The 16,296-nt window shown below is 32.6% G+C and carries 17 protein-coding genes; 15 read left to right on the top strand and 2 right to left on the bottom strand.

The features are described from left to right. Window positions 1-127: 127 nt before the first annotated feature. From AC5SLN_RS06210 to AC5SLN_RS06180, 7 genes are all read left to right on the top strand, one after another. Entirely contained in the window at window positions 128-1,285 is a 1,158-nt protein-coding gene (locus AC5SLN_RS06210) for a TRAP transporter substrate-binding protein (RefSeq protein WP_494576746.1), read from the top strand. Between the two features lie 92 nt (window positions 1,286-1,377). After that, the gene (locus AC5SLN_RS06205) at window positions 1,378-1,962 is read left to right on the top strand and encodes a TRAP transporter small permease subunit (protein WP_011281580.1); all 585 of its coding nucleotides are present in this window, start codon (window positions 1,378-1,380) and stop codon (window positions 1,960-1,962) included. Then, the gene (locus AC5SLN_RS06200; protein ID WP_271564573.1) at window positions 1,952-3,313 is read left to right on the top strand and encodes a TRAP transporter large permease; all 1,362 of its coding nucleotides are present in this window, start codon (window positions 1,952-1,954) and stop codon (window positions 3,311-3,313) included. Before AC5SLN_RS06205 ends, AC5SLN_RS06200 begins: the two co-directional genes overlap by 11 nt. Window positions 3,314-3,323: 10 nt before the next feature. Beyond that, window positions 3,324-4,661 carry an amidase gene (locus tag AC5SLN_RS06195; protein ID WP_494593279.1) on the top strand — a complete coding sequence of 446 codons (1,338 nt, stop codon included), beginning with the start codon at window positions 3,324-3,326 and terminating at the stop codon, window positions 4,659-4,661. Then, complete coding sequence (locus AC5SLN_RS06190; RefSeq protein WP_271625844.1) at window positions 4,651-4,830, top strand: hypothetical protein; 180 nt, start codon at window positions 4,651-4,653, stop codon at window positions 4,828-4,830. Before AC5SLN_RS06195 ends, AC5SLN_RS06190 begins: the two co-directional genes overlap by 11 nt. A gap of 12 nt (window positions 4,831-4,842) precedes the next feature. Next, complete coding sequence (locus tag AC5SLN_RS06185; RefSeq protein ID WP_011281578.1) at window positions 4,843-5,736, top strand: DMT family transporter; 894 nt, start codon at window positions 4,843-4,845, stop codon at window positions 5,734-5,736. Window positions 5,737-5,794: 58 nt separating this feature from the next. After that, a complete protein-coding gene (locus AC5SLN_RS06180; protein WP_494593276.1) occupies window positions 5,795-6,358 on the top strand; it encodes a hypothetical protein in 564 nt (187 codons plus the stop codon). Here AC5SLN_RS06180 and ftsY read toward each other — a convergent pair. Beyond that, window positions 6,351-7,268, bottom strand: a complete 918-nt coding sequence (ftsY, locus tag AC5SLN_RS06175; RefSeq protein WP_494593274.1) for a signal recognition particle-docking protein FtsY — start codon at window positions 7,266-7,268, stop codon at window positions 6,351-6,353. The two genes, AC5SLN_RS06180 and ftsY, sit on opposite strands and share 8 nt — an antisense overlap. Further along, window positions 7,268-8,092 (bottom strand): diaminopimelate epimerase, encoded by an 825-nt coding sequence (dapF, locus tag AC5SLN_RS06170; protein ID WP_494593272.1) that lies wholly within the window; start codon window positions 8,090-8,092, stop codon window positions 7,268-7,270. Before dapF ends, ftsY begins: the two co-directional genes overlap by 1 nt. 159 nt (window positions 8,093-8,251) lie before the next feature. On the opposite strand from dapF, the gene ffh reads away from it, so the two are divergent. The 8 genes from ffh to AC5SLN_RS06130 are packed head-to-tail and all read left to right on the top strand — an operon-like array spanning window position 8,252 to window position 16,296. Then, window positions 8,252-9,610 carry a signal recognition particle protein gene (gene ffh, locus AC5SLN_RS06165; protein ID WP_494593270.1) on the top strand — a complete coding sequence of 453 codons (1,359 nt, stop codon included), beginning with the start codon at window positions 8,252-8,254 and terminating at the stop codon, window positions 9,608-9,610. Window positions 9,611-9,624: 14 nt separating this feature from the next. Beyond that, window positions 9,625-10,149 (top strand): 30S ribosomal protein S16, encoded by a 525-nt coding sequence (rpsP, locus tag AC5SLN_RS06160; protein ID WP_494593268.1) that lies wholly within the window; start codon window positions 9,625-9,627, stop codon window positions 10,147-10,149. Between the two features lie 8 nt (window positions 10,150-10,157). Next, complete coding sequence (gene trmD / locus AC5SLN_RS06155; protein WP_494593266.1) at window positions 10,158-10,844, top strand: tRNA (guanosine(37)-N1)-methyltransferase TrmD; 687 nt, start codon at window positions 10,158-10,160, stop codon at window positions 10,842-10,844. Window positions 10,845-10,860: 16 nt separating this feature from the next. Then, complete coding sequence (gene rplS, locus AC5SLN_RS06150; RefSeq protein WP_494593264.1) at window positions 10,861-11,385, top strand: 50S ribosomal protein L19; 525 nt, start codon at window positions 10,861-10,863, stop codon at window positions 11,383-11,385. A gap of 11 nt (window positions 11,386-11,396) precedes the next feature. Continuing rightward, complete coding sequence (gene leuC, locus AC5SLN_RS06145) at window positions 11,397-12,800, top strand: 3-isopropylmalate dehydratase large subunit (RefSeq protein ID WP_494593262.1); 1,404 nt, start codon at window positions 11,397-11,399, stop codon at window positions 12,798-12,800. 1 nt (window position 12,801) lies between these two features. Then, a complete protein-coding gene (gene leuD, locus AC5SLN_RS06140) occupies window positions 12,802-13,413 on the top strand; it encodes a 3-isopropylmalate dehydratase small subunit (RefSeq protein WP_011281572.1) in 612 nt (203 codons plus the stop codon). Beyond that, window positions 13,400-14,506: a 3-isopropylmalate dehydrogenase gene (gene leuB / locus AC5SLN_RS06135; RefSeq protein WP_006997659.1), complete on the top strand. Its 1,107-nt coding sequence runs from the start codon at window positions 13,400-13,402 to the stop codon at window positions 14,504-14,506. Before leuD ends, leuB begins: the two co-directional genes overlap by 14 nt. 26 nt (window positions 14,507-14,532) lie before the next feature. Beyond that, window positions 14,533-16,296 (top strand): acyl-CoA dehydrogenase C-terminal domain-containing protein, encoded by a 1,764-nt coding sequence (locus AC5SLN_RS06130; RefSeq protein WP_494593261.1) that lies wholly within the window; start codon window positions 14,533-14,535, stop codon window positions 16,294-16,296.

The following is a 16,296-nucleotide window of genomic DNA, read 5'->3' as shown; positions in this document are numbered from 1 at the left end:
ATTTAGCATTATTTTTCTATCTCAGATTGTAAAATTACATTAAAGCGTCATTTTCTCCCTAGACTCCTAAGCTCAATTATAATTAAGTTCACATTGTTAATTAACAAATACTAATAGAGGAGAAATAATGATTAAAGATAAAAAATCTTTGAAGGCTACAACACCTTCAAGACGTAAGTTCTTTAAGGCAGCAGCAGTTACAGGTGCAGCAGCAGCCACAGCTGTAGCAATGCCTAATATTGCAACTGCAGACGGACACGTTACATTAAAGATGCAAGCAGCTTGGCCTTCAGGCGCAAACATCTTTTTTGAAATGGCGCAAGACTACTGTAACATGGTTAGCGATATGTCAGGTGGATCACTTAAAATTGATCTTCAGCCTGTAAACGCAATCGTTAAAACTTCAGAAATCGGAGCAGCGGTAAGTGATGGAATCGTTGATATGGGTCACTGGGTGACTGCATATTGGTACGGTAAAAACGCTGCAGCTTCACTTTTTGGAACTGGTCCTTCATACGGAATGTCATCTCAAGAAGTTATGGGATGGATGGAGTATGGTGGAGGAAGAAAACTATATGAAGAAGCAGTAGCTAGTGTTGGATTTAACTACACAGGTTTCTTTCATATGCCTATGCCAGCACAACCTTTTGGTTGGTTCAAAAAGAACGTAACTAAAGTATCTGATGTTAAAGGTATGAAGTATAGAACAGTTGGTCTAGCGACTAACGTTTTAACTGCTATGGGAATGGTCGTAAGACAATTACCAGGTGGTGAGATTCAACCAGCAATGAAAACTGGTTTGATTGATGCTGCTGAGTTTAACAACCCAACATCAGACTCACAGTTTGGAATGCAAGATGTCTCTAAACACTATCACTTAGGAAGTTTCCACCAATCTCAAGAGATGTTTGAAATTCCTATGAACACGAAGAGACTGAACAGCCTTTCACCTGCTCATCAAGCTATCTTAAAAAACGCTGCTTATGCTGCGAATACAGATAACTACTTCAAAGCGCTTGTTAGATATTCTGACAGTTTAGCTGATTTGATGAACACACATAAGGTTAACGTTTACCAAACGTCTGATGCCATTTTAGCTGAACAGTTAAAAGGTTGGGATAAAATTGTTGGAGAATTCTCTGCAAAAGATGCATTCTTCAAGAAGGTAATCGACTCTCAAAAAGCATATGCTAAGAAAGTAATGAAGTACTTGCTGATGAATCAGCCTAATTACAAACTAGCTTATGAAAATGAGTTTGGACCAATTGGAAAAGTTAAAATCTAATTAACTTTTTAATAATTTAAGAAGGGGGTTTCGGCCCCCTTTTTTTTATAGTACAGTTTTTAACAAAATTAGAGTATCCTATTCAAATCATGATGAGAGCCTACATAAAATTAGCTGACACGTTAAGCACCTCAATAGGTAAGGCTTTTTCTTGGTGTATAGTTATTTTGATGGGTGGAACTTGTTATGAAGTTATGATGGCCTATGTATTTAATAAGCCAACACTTTGGAATTTTGACTTTAGCATGCAGATGTATGGTGCAATATTAATGATGTCGGGTGCTTATTGTTTAGCAACTGAATCTCATGTTAGAGGAGATGTAATTTACAGATTATTTAAACCAAGAACACAAGGCTATATTGATTTAGTACTTTATTTTATTTTCTTTTTTCCTGGTGTCGTGTCTTTAGCATTTTATGGTTATGAATATGCTGCACTTGCTTGGAAGATAAAAGAAACTAGTTGGAGTAGCCCAGCACAAATTAATATTTATATGGTAAAATCCTTAATACCAGCTGCGGGAGTATTTTTAGTTATTCAGGGAATAGCTGAAGTATTTAGAGCAATTATTTGCATTAAAACTGGACATTGGCCAGCAAGAATGGTTGTTGCAGAAGAAACAGAACAAATTTTAATGAGAACAGCGCAGGACGAGGATCAAAAAGATGTTATTTAGTTTAACAAATCCAGAAGTTGCCATCTTCATGATGGGGTTATTTTTATTTGCTGTGCTATTAGGTTTTCCAATTGCCTTCACCTTAATGGCTATGGGAATAGGTTTTGGATATTATGCTTATTACGATCCTGCTTTAATGGATCACATATTTGATAATAGGATATTTTCTTTATTTGTAAAAAATACTTATACCGTTATGGATAATAACGTGCTCACCGCCGTCCCACTATTTTTATTTATGGGGTATCTAGTTGAAAGAGCTGGAATTGTATCAAAATTATTTTTTGCAATAAGACTTGCAGCTCACAGATTGCCAGCTTCGATGGCAGTAGCTGCTCTAATAACATGTACTTTATTTTCTACAGCCACAGGAATTATTGGAGCCGTTGTAACCTTAATGGGTCTACTTGCTTGGCCTGCAATGGTTAAAGCAGGATATGATAAAAAATTTGCTTCAGGAGTAATTTGTGCGGGTGGATGTTTGGGTATTTTAATACCACCTAGTATTATGTTAATTGTTTATTCAGTAATAGCTCAGTTGTCTCCTTTGAGATTATTTGCTGCAGCGATTTTTCCAGGACTTTTACTTGCAGGACTTTATATAGTTTATGCAGTAGGTAGAGCTTGGCTCCAACCATCAATTGCACCTAAGCCAAGAGCAGAAGATATTCCGCCACGAGCTGAAATTTTAAAAGAAGTATTAGTTTCTTTTGTTCCTCTTTTTGGATTAATTATGTTAGTTCTTGGAACAATCTTAGCAGGTATAGCAACGCCAGCAGAGGCAGCAGCAGCAGGAGCATTTGGTGCTATATTGTTATCTTGGTTTTACAAAACACTTAAATGGCAAAGTTTTAAAGAGTCTGTTTTTCTAACAGCAAAAACTACAGCAATGATTATGTGGTTATTCATTGGTTCTTGGACTTTTTCGTCTGTATTTTCTTATCTAGGTGGTCATGAAATTTTTGAACATTTTTTTACATCAATTGAAATATCAACTTGGCAATTTTTAATTATTACTCAAGTAATAATTTTCCTTTTAGGATGGCCATTAGAATGGACTGAAATTCTAATTATATTTGTTCCAATATTTTTACCCTTACTTGAGGTGTTTGATGTTAATCCATATTTCTTTGCAATGTTAATCGCTCTAAATTTACAAACATCATTTTTAACGCCTCCTATGGCAATGTCAGCCTATTACTTAAAAGGTGTTCAAAAGAAGAATGTTGAATTAATGGAAATATTTGCAGGAATTATGCCATTCTTAGGAATAGTAATATTTGCAATGTTTTTAATGTACATGTTTCCAGGCATTGCTCTTTGGCTGCCAGAAACATTATTTGCAAACTAGATAAATTTAAATGCTAAATATATTTACAGTCACAGCTAATAAATTGGCTGAACACTTAAAATCTGGTCAAATTTCATCTGTGGAAGTTTGTACACAATATATTGAAAGAATTGAAAAATTTGAAAAAGATGTAAAGGCTTGGGAATATTTTGATAAAAAAAAGCTCTTAGAAAAAGCGGCAGAGGCGGATGAATACAGAAAATCAGGAAAACCATTGGGATCTTTGCACGGCCTACCAATTGCAGTTAAAGATATAATAGGTACCTTTGAAATGCCTACAGAATGTGGCTCTCCTGTTAGAAAAAAAATGCCAAGCTCACAAGATTCTGAAGTTGTTAATCTACTTAAAATTGAAGGTGCGATTGTTATGGGAAAAACTGTAACAACTGAACTTGCATATTTTCACCCAGGTAAAACTACTAACCCACATGATAATTCAAGAACACCTGGAGGATCTTCAAGTGGATCTGCGGCTGCTATAGCAGCACATATGGCGCCACTATCAATTGGATCACAAACTAATGGTTCAGTTATTAGACCCGCTTCCTACTGTGGAGTTGTTGGTTATAAGCCATCTTATGGATTGATTTCACGAAGCGGAGTGATGAGACAGTCTGATAAATTAGATCACATTGGAGTATTTGGAAAAACAGTTGAAGATGTTGCCCTGTTTGCAAAATCATTAATTAAAAAAGATTTATACGATTCATCAACTATTCATTATGCGGCAGATGAAATGTTAAATGTTTGTAAAAAAGGACCACTATATGAGCCAAAATTTATTTTTTATAAAACTAAAAACTGGAAAAATATTGATAAAGAATCACAAAACTCTTTTGAGTTCTTTTTAAAAACTTTTAAAAAAAATATTGAAGTATTTGATACCCCCTCTTATTTTGATGACATTCCAAAATACCATAAAATAATTCATGAAACAGATATGGCAAATAATTTTCAAGGTTATTATAAAAAATCAAAAAAACATCTTTCTAAAGAAATGGTCAGTGCAATTGAAAGAGGACTAAAATACTCAGCCAAAGAATATGCTGAAGCGATAGATTTTATGAAGAGAAGTTATGAGTCTTATAAAGAGGTTTTTGAAGATTATCATGGGGTGTTAACTCCATCATCAGCAGGGGTTGCACCTAAGGGTCTTAAGAGTACTGGAAGTCCAGAATTTTGCACTGTTTGGACTTATATGGGTCTACCATCTATTTCATTACCTTTACTTGTTGGAGAAAATAATTTACCATTAGGTGTACAGTTAATTGGAGACAAGCTAGATGATTTAAGATTTCTAGGTGTAGCTAACTGGCTAGAAAAAAATTGTAAAAAATATGCTAAATAAAATAACAACTCTATTAGGATCAGGTCTTGCAACATTATTTCTTATAGGTCTTGCAACAACTTTAACTAGATCTTCAATGATAGGATTTTGGGATATATTACCAGTATATATTTTAATGGCAGTAGCAATTTTTATGATGTTCTACGAAGCTTTTTTCGATAAGAATTAAATCTTCCTTTAAGTGAATAATTCTAAAAATAGCTATTTACCTTTTTTATTATTATTTATTCAACCAATTTTTATGGCTAGCAACTTAATCGTTGCAAGAGGTGGGGTTGAGTATGTTCCTCCAATATCTTTAGCTTTTTGGAGATGGACTGCAGTTTTTTTAATATTACTACCATTTACCTACAGTTCTTTAAAAAAAAATTTTAAGTTTGTAAAACAAGAATATAAAAGAATATTTTTCATTGGATCGATGGGTTGTGGAGTTTGTGGAGCTTTTCCATTTTTAGCTGGTCAAACAACCACGGTTACCAACATGGGAATTATATATTCCTCTTCTCCAATTTTTATAATCATAATCTCAAGTTTATTTTTTAAAGAAAAAATCAATCTTCTTAGGATTATTGGACTAGTTTCATGTTTAATAGGTGTTTTTGCCATTATTATTAAAGGTGATTTATCTTTATTAATTAGTCTGAAATTCACAATTGGTGACCTCTGGATGCTAGCTTCTGCAATAGGTTGGGCTCTTTATTCTATCTATCTATTTTATTGGAAAACTAATCTAAAAATTTTTGATAGATTTACTTTGATTGCATTTTTTGGAGTGGTTAGCTTGCTCCCATTTTATCTAATCGAAGAGGCTTTTTTTGTAAGAACTGTATTTAATTCTGATTTTTTTATGTGGGTCTTATTTGCAGCTATTTCACCGGGAATTATAGCTTTTACCTTGTACACAATGGCGCAAAAAAAACTTGGGGCATCTATAACTGGTTTTACTCTTTACATTTTTACAGTTTATAGTGCCATTTATGGAGTTTTATTCTTTAATGAGCAGCTCGAATATTATCATTACATAGGGACAGCCCTTGTTTTTGGTGGGGTATATATAGTTAAGAGAAAAGTTTAAATAAATTAAGCCACAATCTAAACAAATAATTTACAAATTTCATATTTATACAATAAGTATGAAAAAAATTGTTAGGACTTTATTTATTATAATCTTTGTAGCTAATTTTACTTATGCAGACGAAAAAGATTATTCTGCAGATAATTTTTTTCATATAGGTCAGATGAATTCACATGATGAAAATTTTAGTCTTTATTTTAAAACTAGAGAAAAACCTATTTTAGCACGAGGTGAAGAATCTAATTATATAACTGATTTTCCTCAGGATCTTTATATCTATAACTATAAAACAAAAACTTCACTTCCTCTAATTTCATACGAGTGGTTTCCTTCAAAGGCTAAATTTTTTTTAGAAGAGTATGATTTTCCAGTGTTCCCAGAAGATTTTGCTTATTATTTATTAAAAGATAATAATACACTAATTATGATTAGTGCTATTAAAAATATTAATAAAAATTTTCAATTCGATATTACTAATAAAAAGTTAAATCAATATCCTTCTAGTGGAAAATTTGAATTTATAATTTCATCGATCGCAAAAAACTGTGGTCACTCACAATTAAAAGAAAATTATAAATGTAATTATTATAAACCTTTAATCTCGAATAATTTAATCAATTAATTTGAGTAAATGCTTCTGCAAATTTTTTTGCATTAAAAATTTGTAAATCATCTTCTTTTTCACCAAGTCCAAGAGCGATTATTGGAAGTTTATATTTTTTAGCAAGGGCTAATAAAATTCCTCCTTTTGCAGTACCATCTAATTTTGTCATTATCAAACCAGTAAGAGGTATAATTTTGTTAAACTCTTCAACTTGACTGATAACATTTTGGCCAGAGGTTGCGTCAAGTATTAGGATTACATCGTGAGGAGCATCTGGATCTATTTTTTTTGTTACATGGGCAATTTTTTTGTATTCTTCCATTAAATTTTTTTTATTTTGTAATCTCCCTGCCGTATCGATCAAAACATGGTTAAAATCGTTCTTTAATGCCTCTTCTATTGCCTTGTAGGCAACTGATGCTGGATCAGATCCTTGAGTAGATTTTGTAATTTGCACATCAATTTTAATAGCCCAACTTTCTAATTGTTCTATAGCAGCTGCTCTAAACGTATCACAGGCAGAAAACATAACCTTGTTACCATTAGATTTTAAAATTTTACCAACTTTTCCAATAGTTGTTGTTTTTCCAACCCCGTTAACTCCCGATACTAGGACTGCATTAAGTTTTTCTTTTTTATTAAAAAAATTCTCATTTTCCAAAGGTTTCATTAAAGCAACTATATAGTTTCTAAGAATTAAGTTTACCTCATGCATAATATCTTTTTTGGGGTCAATTTTTTCTTGAGCAATAATTTTTTTAATTTCTTCAGCCGCACCAAGACCGACATCTGATTGAATCAAATATTCCTCAATTTGATCTAATGTTTTGTCATCTATTTCTTTTTTTACAATTATATCTCTTAATCCAGATGTAAATGCAGAAGCACTTTTCTTAAAACCAATTTTAAATTTATCAAAAATTCCCATTATAACTTAATGTTGATATTTTTAATATCAGACACAGGTCCTTTCATATGAATGCTATTTCTTTCATCAATAGAAATTGTTAAACTACCTAATGCAAACTCTATATCTGTAGTTTTTTCTACTAGATTATTTATATTAGCTGCAACAGCTGTTGCACAAGCTGCCGTACCACAAGCCTTGGTAAGTCCAGCTCCTCTTTCCCAAACTTTTACTTTTATTAAATTTCTATTTATAACTTTGGCCAGGGTCACATTACATTTTTCAGGAAATAGAGGATGATTTTCAATTTTCGGACCAATATTTTTTAAGTCAAATGCTTCAATATCATCTACAAAAAAAATTATGTGCGGATTGCCTACATTTATGGCTATTCCACCAATATGTTTGGTATTATTTCTATTTATAATTTCAATTTTTAAGTCTTGAGTATCTAGCTGCTTACTTAATGGAATTTCTTGCCAATTAACTTTTGGTATACCAATTTCAGTCTCGACTAAATTATTTCCTAAAATTTTTGATTTTAGTGAGCCAGAAGTTGTTAAGAGCGTTATTTCTTTTTTACCACTTTCTTTTGATAGAAGATCTGCCACACACCTAGTGCCATTTCCACAAGCGCCAGATATGCTTCCATCTGAATTAAAAAATTCTATATTTGCATCTATTTCTTTATTTTTCTTAATTAGGATGAGTTGATCGCATCCAATAAAACTACGATCACATATCTTAATTATTTGATCTTTATCTAAATTAAAATCTTGGCTTCTTTGATCAATAATTACAAAATCATTGCCTAAACCATCCATTTTAAATGCTTTAATATCCATATACAGATATTTAACTTATTTATTGACTTTTTGAACCTCTATTATAGGTTGATTTAGTTTCCACAAAAACGTTAAATTTGTGGTGTCTTTGGAAACAAAGAGATCAACACTAGTCAGCGATATTCGCCCACTAGTGCGAAACTGCTGTGCGTAATAAATATGTTTGAAAACTTAACAAATAAATTCGAAGAAATTTTTTCTTCTTTAAAAAAAGCACCTTCACTTGATGAAAAGCAAGTAGATGAGGGTTTAAGGGCTATTAGGCAGGCCCTCTTAGAAGCTGATGTCTCTTTAGATGTAGCTAAAGATTTTATAACAAAAGTTAAACCTAAAGTATTAGGTCAAGAGATAATCAGATCAACTTCACCAGGAGATATGGTTATTAAAATTGTTTATGATGAACTGGTAAGCCTTTTAGGCGAAAGCAACACAGATATTAATTTAAATGCAGTTCCGCCAGTTCCAATGATGCTAGTTGGTCTTCAAGGTTCTGGTAAAACTACAACAACAGCAAAATTAGCCAAATACTTAGAAAAAAATAAAAAGAAAAAGATAATGATGGTTAGCCTTGATGTTTACAGGCCTGCTGCCCAAGAACAATTAAGATCTTTAGGAGAACAAAATAATATTTTAACACTTCCTATAATTGAAGGACAATTACCAGCAGACATTTGTAGAAGAGCAGTTAGTGCTGCAAGCTTAAATGGAGCAGAAATTATATTGTTTGATACAGCTGGTAGAACTCAAATTGACCTTCAGATGATGAGCGAAATTAAACAAATAGAGAATATAATCAATCCAACTGAAACATTTTTAGTTGCAGATTCTTTAACAGGGCAAGTTGCTGCAGAAGTTGCAAAAGAATTTAAAAATACGGTAAACTTAACAGGTATTGTTTTAACTAGAGCCGATGGTGATGCAAGAGGTGGAGCAGCTCTTAGTATGAAATATGTTTCTCAAGTGCCAATTAAGTTTTTAGGGGTAGGAGAAAAAATAGAAAACTTAGAAGTTTTTCATCCAGATAGAATAGCAAATAGAATACTAGGAATGGGAGATATTGTTTCCCTTGTAGAAAAAGCAGCAGAAGATCTTGGTGAAGAAAATTTAAAAAAAGCCGAAGAAAATTTGAAAAAAGGACAATTTTCTATGGAGGACTATCTATCCCAACTAAGACAAATGAAAAAAATGGGTGGTATAGAAGGAATAATGTCATTTATGCCAGGTGTTTCAAAGATGAAGTCACAGATGGATGCTGCGGGAATTGATGAAAGTATTATTACTCAAAACGAAGCAATAATTTTGTCTATGACCAAAAAAGAAAGAGGAAATCCTAAAATCATAGATGGTTCTAGGAAAAAAAGAATTGCTAATGGCTCTGGAACAGATGCGGCCACTATCAATAAATTGCTTAAGCAATTTAAAATGATGTCTGAAATGATGAAGAAGATGTCAAAAGGAAACCTGAAGGGTATGTCTGATAAAGGAATACCTCCAGAGCTACTAAATCAACTTAAATAAAAAAAGGAAAAAAAATGATAAAAATAAGACTATCAAGAGGTGGAACAAAGAAAAGACCAGTATATAAAGTAGTTATAGCTGACAGTCGTCGTGCAAGAGATGGAAGATTTATTGAGAAGGTAGGATTCTTTAATCCACTTTTACCAAAAGATAAAAAAGAAAGAGTAGGACTAGAAGCAGAAAGAATTAAATATTGGTTAGGTCAAGGTGCTCAACCAACTACTAGAGTTGCAAGAATTTTAGGTGAAAATGGTATTATAGCAATGCCTGCAAACGGTAGTAATCCAAGTAAAGCTATTCCTAAAAAAGAAAGAAAAAAAGAAGGAGACGAAGCAGCACCAGCAGCAGCTCCTAAAGCAGAAGCAGCACCAGCAGTAGAAGCTCCAAAGGAAGAAGCTCCTAAAGCAGAAGCAGCACCAGCAGCAGCAGAAGCTCCTAAAGCAGAAGCAGCACCAGCAGTAGAAGCTCCAAAGGAAGAAGCTCCTAAAGCAGAAGCAGCACCAGCAGCAGCAGAAGCTCCAAAGGAAGAAGCTAAGTAGTTAGATTCATGTGGCAAGCTCAGATATTCACACTCTATCCTGATTTTTTTCCTGGCCCTTTAAATAAAGGGCTATATGGAAAAGCTTTAACAAATAAAATTTGGGATTTAAAAGTTATAAATATTAGAGAGGCCGCTGAGGATAAACATAAAACAGTAGACGACACCCCTTTTGGAGGTGGATCTGGAATGTTGTTGAAAGCTGACATTTTAGCAAAATCTCTTGATGAAAATAAAAAAGAAGGAGAAAGAATTTTTTATTTATCACCAAAAGGAAAAAAGCTTGATCAGAAATTAGCACTAGAACTGTCTAAAGAAAAATCTATTAGTTTAATTTGTGGTCATTTTGAAGGTGTTGATGAAAGGTTGTTATCTACAAGGAATATAGAAGAACTTAGCATAGGAGATTTTATTTTATCTGGAGGTGAAACAGCAGCATTTGTTGTACTAGATAGTGTTCTAAGATTGCTTCCAGGTGTCTTGGGAAATGAACAATCAAAGACTGATGAGAGTTTTGAGAACGGACTTTTGGAGTATCCTCAATACACAAAACCTCAAATTTGGGAGGAAAAAAGTGTTCCAGAAGTGCTATTATCAGGAGATCACAACAAAATTAAAGACTGGCGTTTATCACAATCAGAGGCTATAACACGCGTCCGAAGACCAGATTTATGGGAAAAATATAAGAAAAATTAACTTGATAAATACTAATATGAAAACAATTGAAGAAATAAATCAACTAAACGTTAAAAAAATACTATCTGAGAAGAAAATCCCAGATTTTTTTCCAGGAGATGTAATAAAAGTTGGTGTTAGAATTACAGAGGGTAAAAAAGATAGAATTCAATATTTTGAAGGTGTGTGTATAGCTAGAAAAAACAGAGATATAAATTCTTCATTCACAGTTAGAAAAATTTCATTTGGTGAAGGTGTTGAAAGAACATTTCCACTATATGGCACAGTTATAGATACAATTACAGTTATCCGTCATGGTAAAGTTAGAAGAGCAAAATTATATTACCTAAGAGACAGAACAGGTAAATCAGCTAGAATTGCAGAAAAAATTAGAAAAAAAATTGGTATAGAAGTTGATGTTAAACCAGAAATGGTAACAGAAGAAACTTTAGCACCAGTAGCTGTAGAAGCAGAAAAGCAAACAGAAGTTCAAGCAGAACCTGTAAAACAAGCAGAAGTTCAAGCAGAACCAAAAATAGAAAAATCAGAAGAAAAAAAATAATTTTTTTTTCAATGCCTTTAACTCTTTACGATAAAATTTGGAATGATCATTTAGTAGATCAACAAGATGATGGCACCACACTATTATTTGTTGATCGACATTTAGTACATGAAGTGACAAGTCCACAAGCTTTTGAAGGATTAAGAAACTCTAATAGAAAAGTTAGACAACCTGGCTTAACACTAGCAGTTGCAGATCATAACGTTCCAACTACTGACAGATCTAAAGGAATAGCGGATGCAGAGTCTAAAATTCAAGTAGATACCTTAGAAAGCAATTGTAAGGAATTTGGAGTTCAATATTTAGGAATGAATGACAAGAGACAAGGAATTGTTCACATAATTGGTCCAGAACAAGGTTTTACACAACCTGGTACAGTAATTGTTTGTGGAGATAGCCACACAGCAACACATGGTGCATTTGGTGCTTTGGCATTTGGAATTGGGACCTCAGAAGTAGAACATGTTCTAGCAACACAAACATTAGTACAAAAAAAAGCAAAAAATTTTAGAATCAATGTTAACGGAAAACTTCCTATTGGAGTTACCTCTAAAGATGTAATCTTACAAATTATAGGAAATATTGGAACTGCGGGAGGAACAGGATCAGTTATTGAGTATGCCGGCAGTCTAATTTCATCTTTAAGCGTAGAGCAACGAATGACTATTTGCAATATGACTATTGAAGGAGGAGCAAGAGCAGGGTTAATTGCTCCTGATGAAAAAATATTTGAATATTTAAAGGGTAAACCGATGTCTCCAAAAAATGAAAATTGGGATAAGGCTATGAAATATTGGGAAAGTTTAAAAACTGATGATGGAGCTAAATTTGATAAAGAAATCAACTTAGTTGCAGAAGATATTTTACCGATGATTACTTGGGGAACCTCTCCACAAGATGTAATCACTATAGATGGCAAAGTTCCAAATCCTAAAAATGAACAAGATGAAGATAAAAAGAACTCTTTAAAAAGATCATTAAATTATATGGGCTTAAAAGCTGATACACTAGCTACAGATATTAAGATTGATAAGGTTTTCATAGGAAGTTGCACAAATGGTAGAATTGAGGATTTAAGGGAAGCTGCCAAAATATTAAAAGATAAAAAGAAAGCGTCACATGTTCAGGCAATGGTTGTTCCGGGCTCAGGTTTGGTTAAAGAACAAGCTGAGCAGGAAGGTTTAGATAAAATATTTATAGCTTCAGGTTTTGAATGGAGAGAACCAGGTTGTTCAATGTGTCTTGCCATGAATGCTGATAAATTAAAACCAGGAGAAAGATGTGCCTCAACTTCAAACAGAAACTTTGAAGGAAGACAAGGTAGAGGTGGAAGAACACATTTAGTAAGTCCTGGAATGGCAGCTGCGGCTGCAATTTCTGGAAACTTAGATGATGTTAGAAAGTATCAAAACTAAAATGCAAAAATTTAATTCACTTACTAGTATCCCAGCATATTTACCAATAGTGAACATTGATACAGATATGATTATTCCAAAACAATTTCTTAAAACGATTAAAAGAACAGGGTTAGGAAAAAACTTATTTTTTGAAATGAGATATGATGATAATGGAAATGAAATTAAAGATTTTATTCTAAATCAAAAACCTCACAATCAATCAAAAATATTAATTGCAGGAAAAAATTTTGGCTGTGGCTCATCAAGAGAACATGCACCTTGGGCACTTCTAGATTTTGGAATAACATGTGTGATAAGCTCTAGTTATGCTGATATTTTTTACAGCAACTGTTTCAAAAATGGAATTTTACCAATTACTCTGCCAGAAGAAAAAATAAAAGAATTATCAGAGTATTCAAAAAGAAAAGAAGAAATTTCAATAGACTTAAATGAAGAAAAAATAATTTTTGGAAATAGTGAAATCAAATTTGATATTGATCCTTTTAAGAAAAAATGTTTGTTAGAAGGACTTGATGATATTGCACTATCGTTAGCCAAAAAAGAAAAAATTATAACTTTTGAAGAAAATCTAAAAAATAATAAACCATGGATATTTAATGATAAAAATTAAAAAAAGAAAAATTTTACTTCTTCCTGGGGATGGTATTGGACCTGAGGTTATTCAAGAAGTTAAAAAAGTTATTTTATGGTTGAATTCAAATAAATCTCTAGATTTTGAAATTGATGAAGATTTAGCTGGAGGTTGTTCTTATGACAAACATGGGACACCAATCACGGATGAAGTTTTTTACAAAGCTCTAGAAAGTGAATTTGTTATGTTAGGTGCAGTTGGTGGACCAAAATGGGATAATTTAGAGTTTTCAAAAAAGCCTGAAAGAGCCTTATTAAAATTAAGAAAAGAATTAAAACTATTTGCAAATTTAAGACCTGCAATTTGTTTTGAACAATTAGTTGATGCCTCAACCTTAAAACCAGAAATCGTGTCTGGATTAGATATTATGATAGTTAGAGAATTAACAGGTGGAATTTATTTTGGTGAACCAAGAGGAATTAAGCCAATAGAAAATGGTGAAAGAAAAGGGATTAATACCCATTCATACACAACTAGCGAAATAGTTAGAGTTGCAAAAGTAGCTTTTGATTTAGCAAGAAAGAGATCAAATAGAGTTACTTCATGTGAAAAGTCAAATGTAATGGAAGCAGGACAACTTTGGAAAGAAGAAGTTCAAGAACTACACGACAAAGAATATAAAGATGTAGAATTAAGTCATATGCTTGCTGATAATTGTGCAATGCAATTATTAAAAAACCCAAAGCAGTTTGATGTAATTGTTACGGATAATTTATTTGGAGACATGCTTTCCGATCAAGCCTCAATGTTAACGGGATCTCTAGGTTTATTACCATCTGCTTCTTTAGGTGCAAAAAATAAAGATGGAGAAATGAGAGCTATGTATGAGCCTATTCATGGTTCTGCACCGGATATTGCTGGAAAAGAAATTGCAAACCCAATAGCTTCAATTTTAAGTTTTGCAATGGCTTTAAGATACTCTTTAGATTTAGATAGTGAAGCTGATGCTTTAGAAAAAGCTGTGCAAGATGTCTTAAATGATGGTCTTAGAACAAAAGATATTCTTTCTCAGGGAAAAAAAGAAGTATCAACATCAGCTATGGGTGATGCAATCATTTCAAAATTGCAATAATTAAATAATTATTCTAGAGTTCTGGAATGCCAAATTATACTGCTCCAGTCGAAGACATGATGTTTCTTTTTGATAAATTAAGAAATAATAAAAATTATAATGATCTTGAAAAGTATAAAGAGGTTAATTCAGAATTAGTAAAAGATATTTTAGAAGAAGCAGCCAAGATTAATCAAAACTTAATATTACCATTAGCAAAATCAGGTGATGAAAATCCAACAGTTCTAGAGAATGGTGTGGTTAGAACACCGCCAGGCTACAAAGAAGCTTATTCTAAATATATAGAAGATGGTTGGACTTCACTTTCTTGTGATCCAAAATATGGAGGACAAGGAATGCCAAAAACCGTAAGTGCTTTTTTTGACGAAATGTTATCATCTGCAAGTTTATCATTTAAACTTTATAGTGAGTTAAGTATTGGTGCATATAATTGTATTTCTCATCACGCTACAGATGAAATAAAAGAAAAATACCTTCCAAAAATGGTTGAAGGAAAATGGAGTGGTACGATGTGCCTTACTGAACCAGTTTGTGGAACTGATTTAGGTCTTTTAAAAACTAAAGCTATTGAGCAATCTGATGGAACTTTTAAGTTAAGTGGACAGAAAATTTTTATTACATCAGGTGATCAAGATTTAACTGAAAATATTATCCACTTAGTTATTGCAAGAGCAGCTGACTCACCAGCAGGCACGAAAGGAATAAGTTTATTCTTAGTACCTAAATTTTTAGTAAATGAAGATGGATCTATTGGAGCTAGAAATGGAGTTTCTACAGGGTCTATCGAAAGTAAAATGGGAATTAAAGGTTCTGCTACATGTGTATTAAATTTTGATGATGCAACTGGTTATATGATCGGATTAAAGAATAAAGGCTTAAACGCAATGTTTACTATGATGAATTTAGAGAGAATTGTTGTAGGAATTCAAGGCTTGGGGATTTCTGAAATTGCCTATCAAAACTCTTTGAGTTACGCAAAAGAACGAAAACAAGGAAAAACAAATAATACAAAATCAACTAATGGAGCAGATTTTATAATTGAACATGCAGATATTAGAAGATCTTTGCTTAATATGAAATCTATTATTGAAGGCGAAAGAGCTTTATGTTTTTGGCTGTCTCAACAAACAGAAGTTAGCCTTTATCACCCAGATGAAAAAATTAAACAAGAAGCTTCAGATCTTGTGTCGTTAATGACACCTGTGGTTAAAACGATGTTTAGTGATATGGGAATGGAAATAACCAGTGAGGCTATGCAGGTTCATGGTGGTTATGGCTATACGAAAGATCAAGGTATAGAGCAATTATATAGAGATAATAGAATCACCCCAATTTATGAGGGAACAAATTCTATCCAAGCAGCTGATCTAGTTTTTAGAAAATTGGTAAATAAAAATGGTGATATAGTCGATAAATATTTGGAACTGATCAAGAATGATTGCAGTACTGAAAATGAAAAATTAAAACCTTTTATAAAAGAATTAAAAACGCATCTAGAGATATTATCTACTTTTACTGATTGGATTAAAGAAAAAGTGCAAAACTCAAAAGACGATGCAAGCGCAGCATGCAATGACTATTTAAAAGCATTGGGGTTTGTGTCCATAGCACATGCGTGGATAAAAGTTTTAGAGGTAAGTTTTAAAGATTATGAACAAAACAAAGACTTTTATGAAGATAAAATACAGACTGCAAATTTTTATTTTAAAAGAGTTTTACCAAGAGCCGAAAGTCATTTTAAAACAGCCACATCAGGAAGTGACTATATAATGAATTTTAAATTTAGTTAA

Source organism: Candidatus Pelagibacter sp. PS_31 (assembly GCF_059417865.1).
This window is presented reverse-complemented; position numbering and strand designations above follow the sequence as displayed.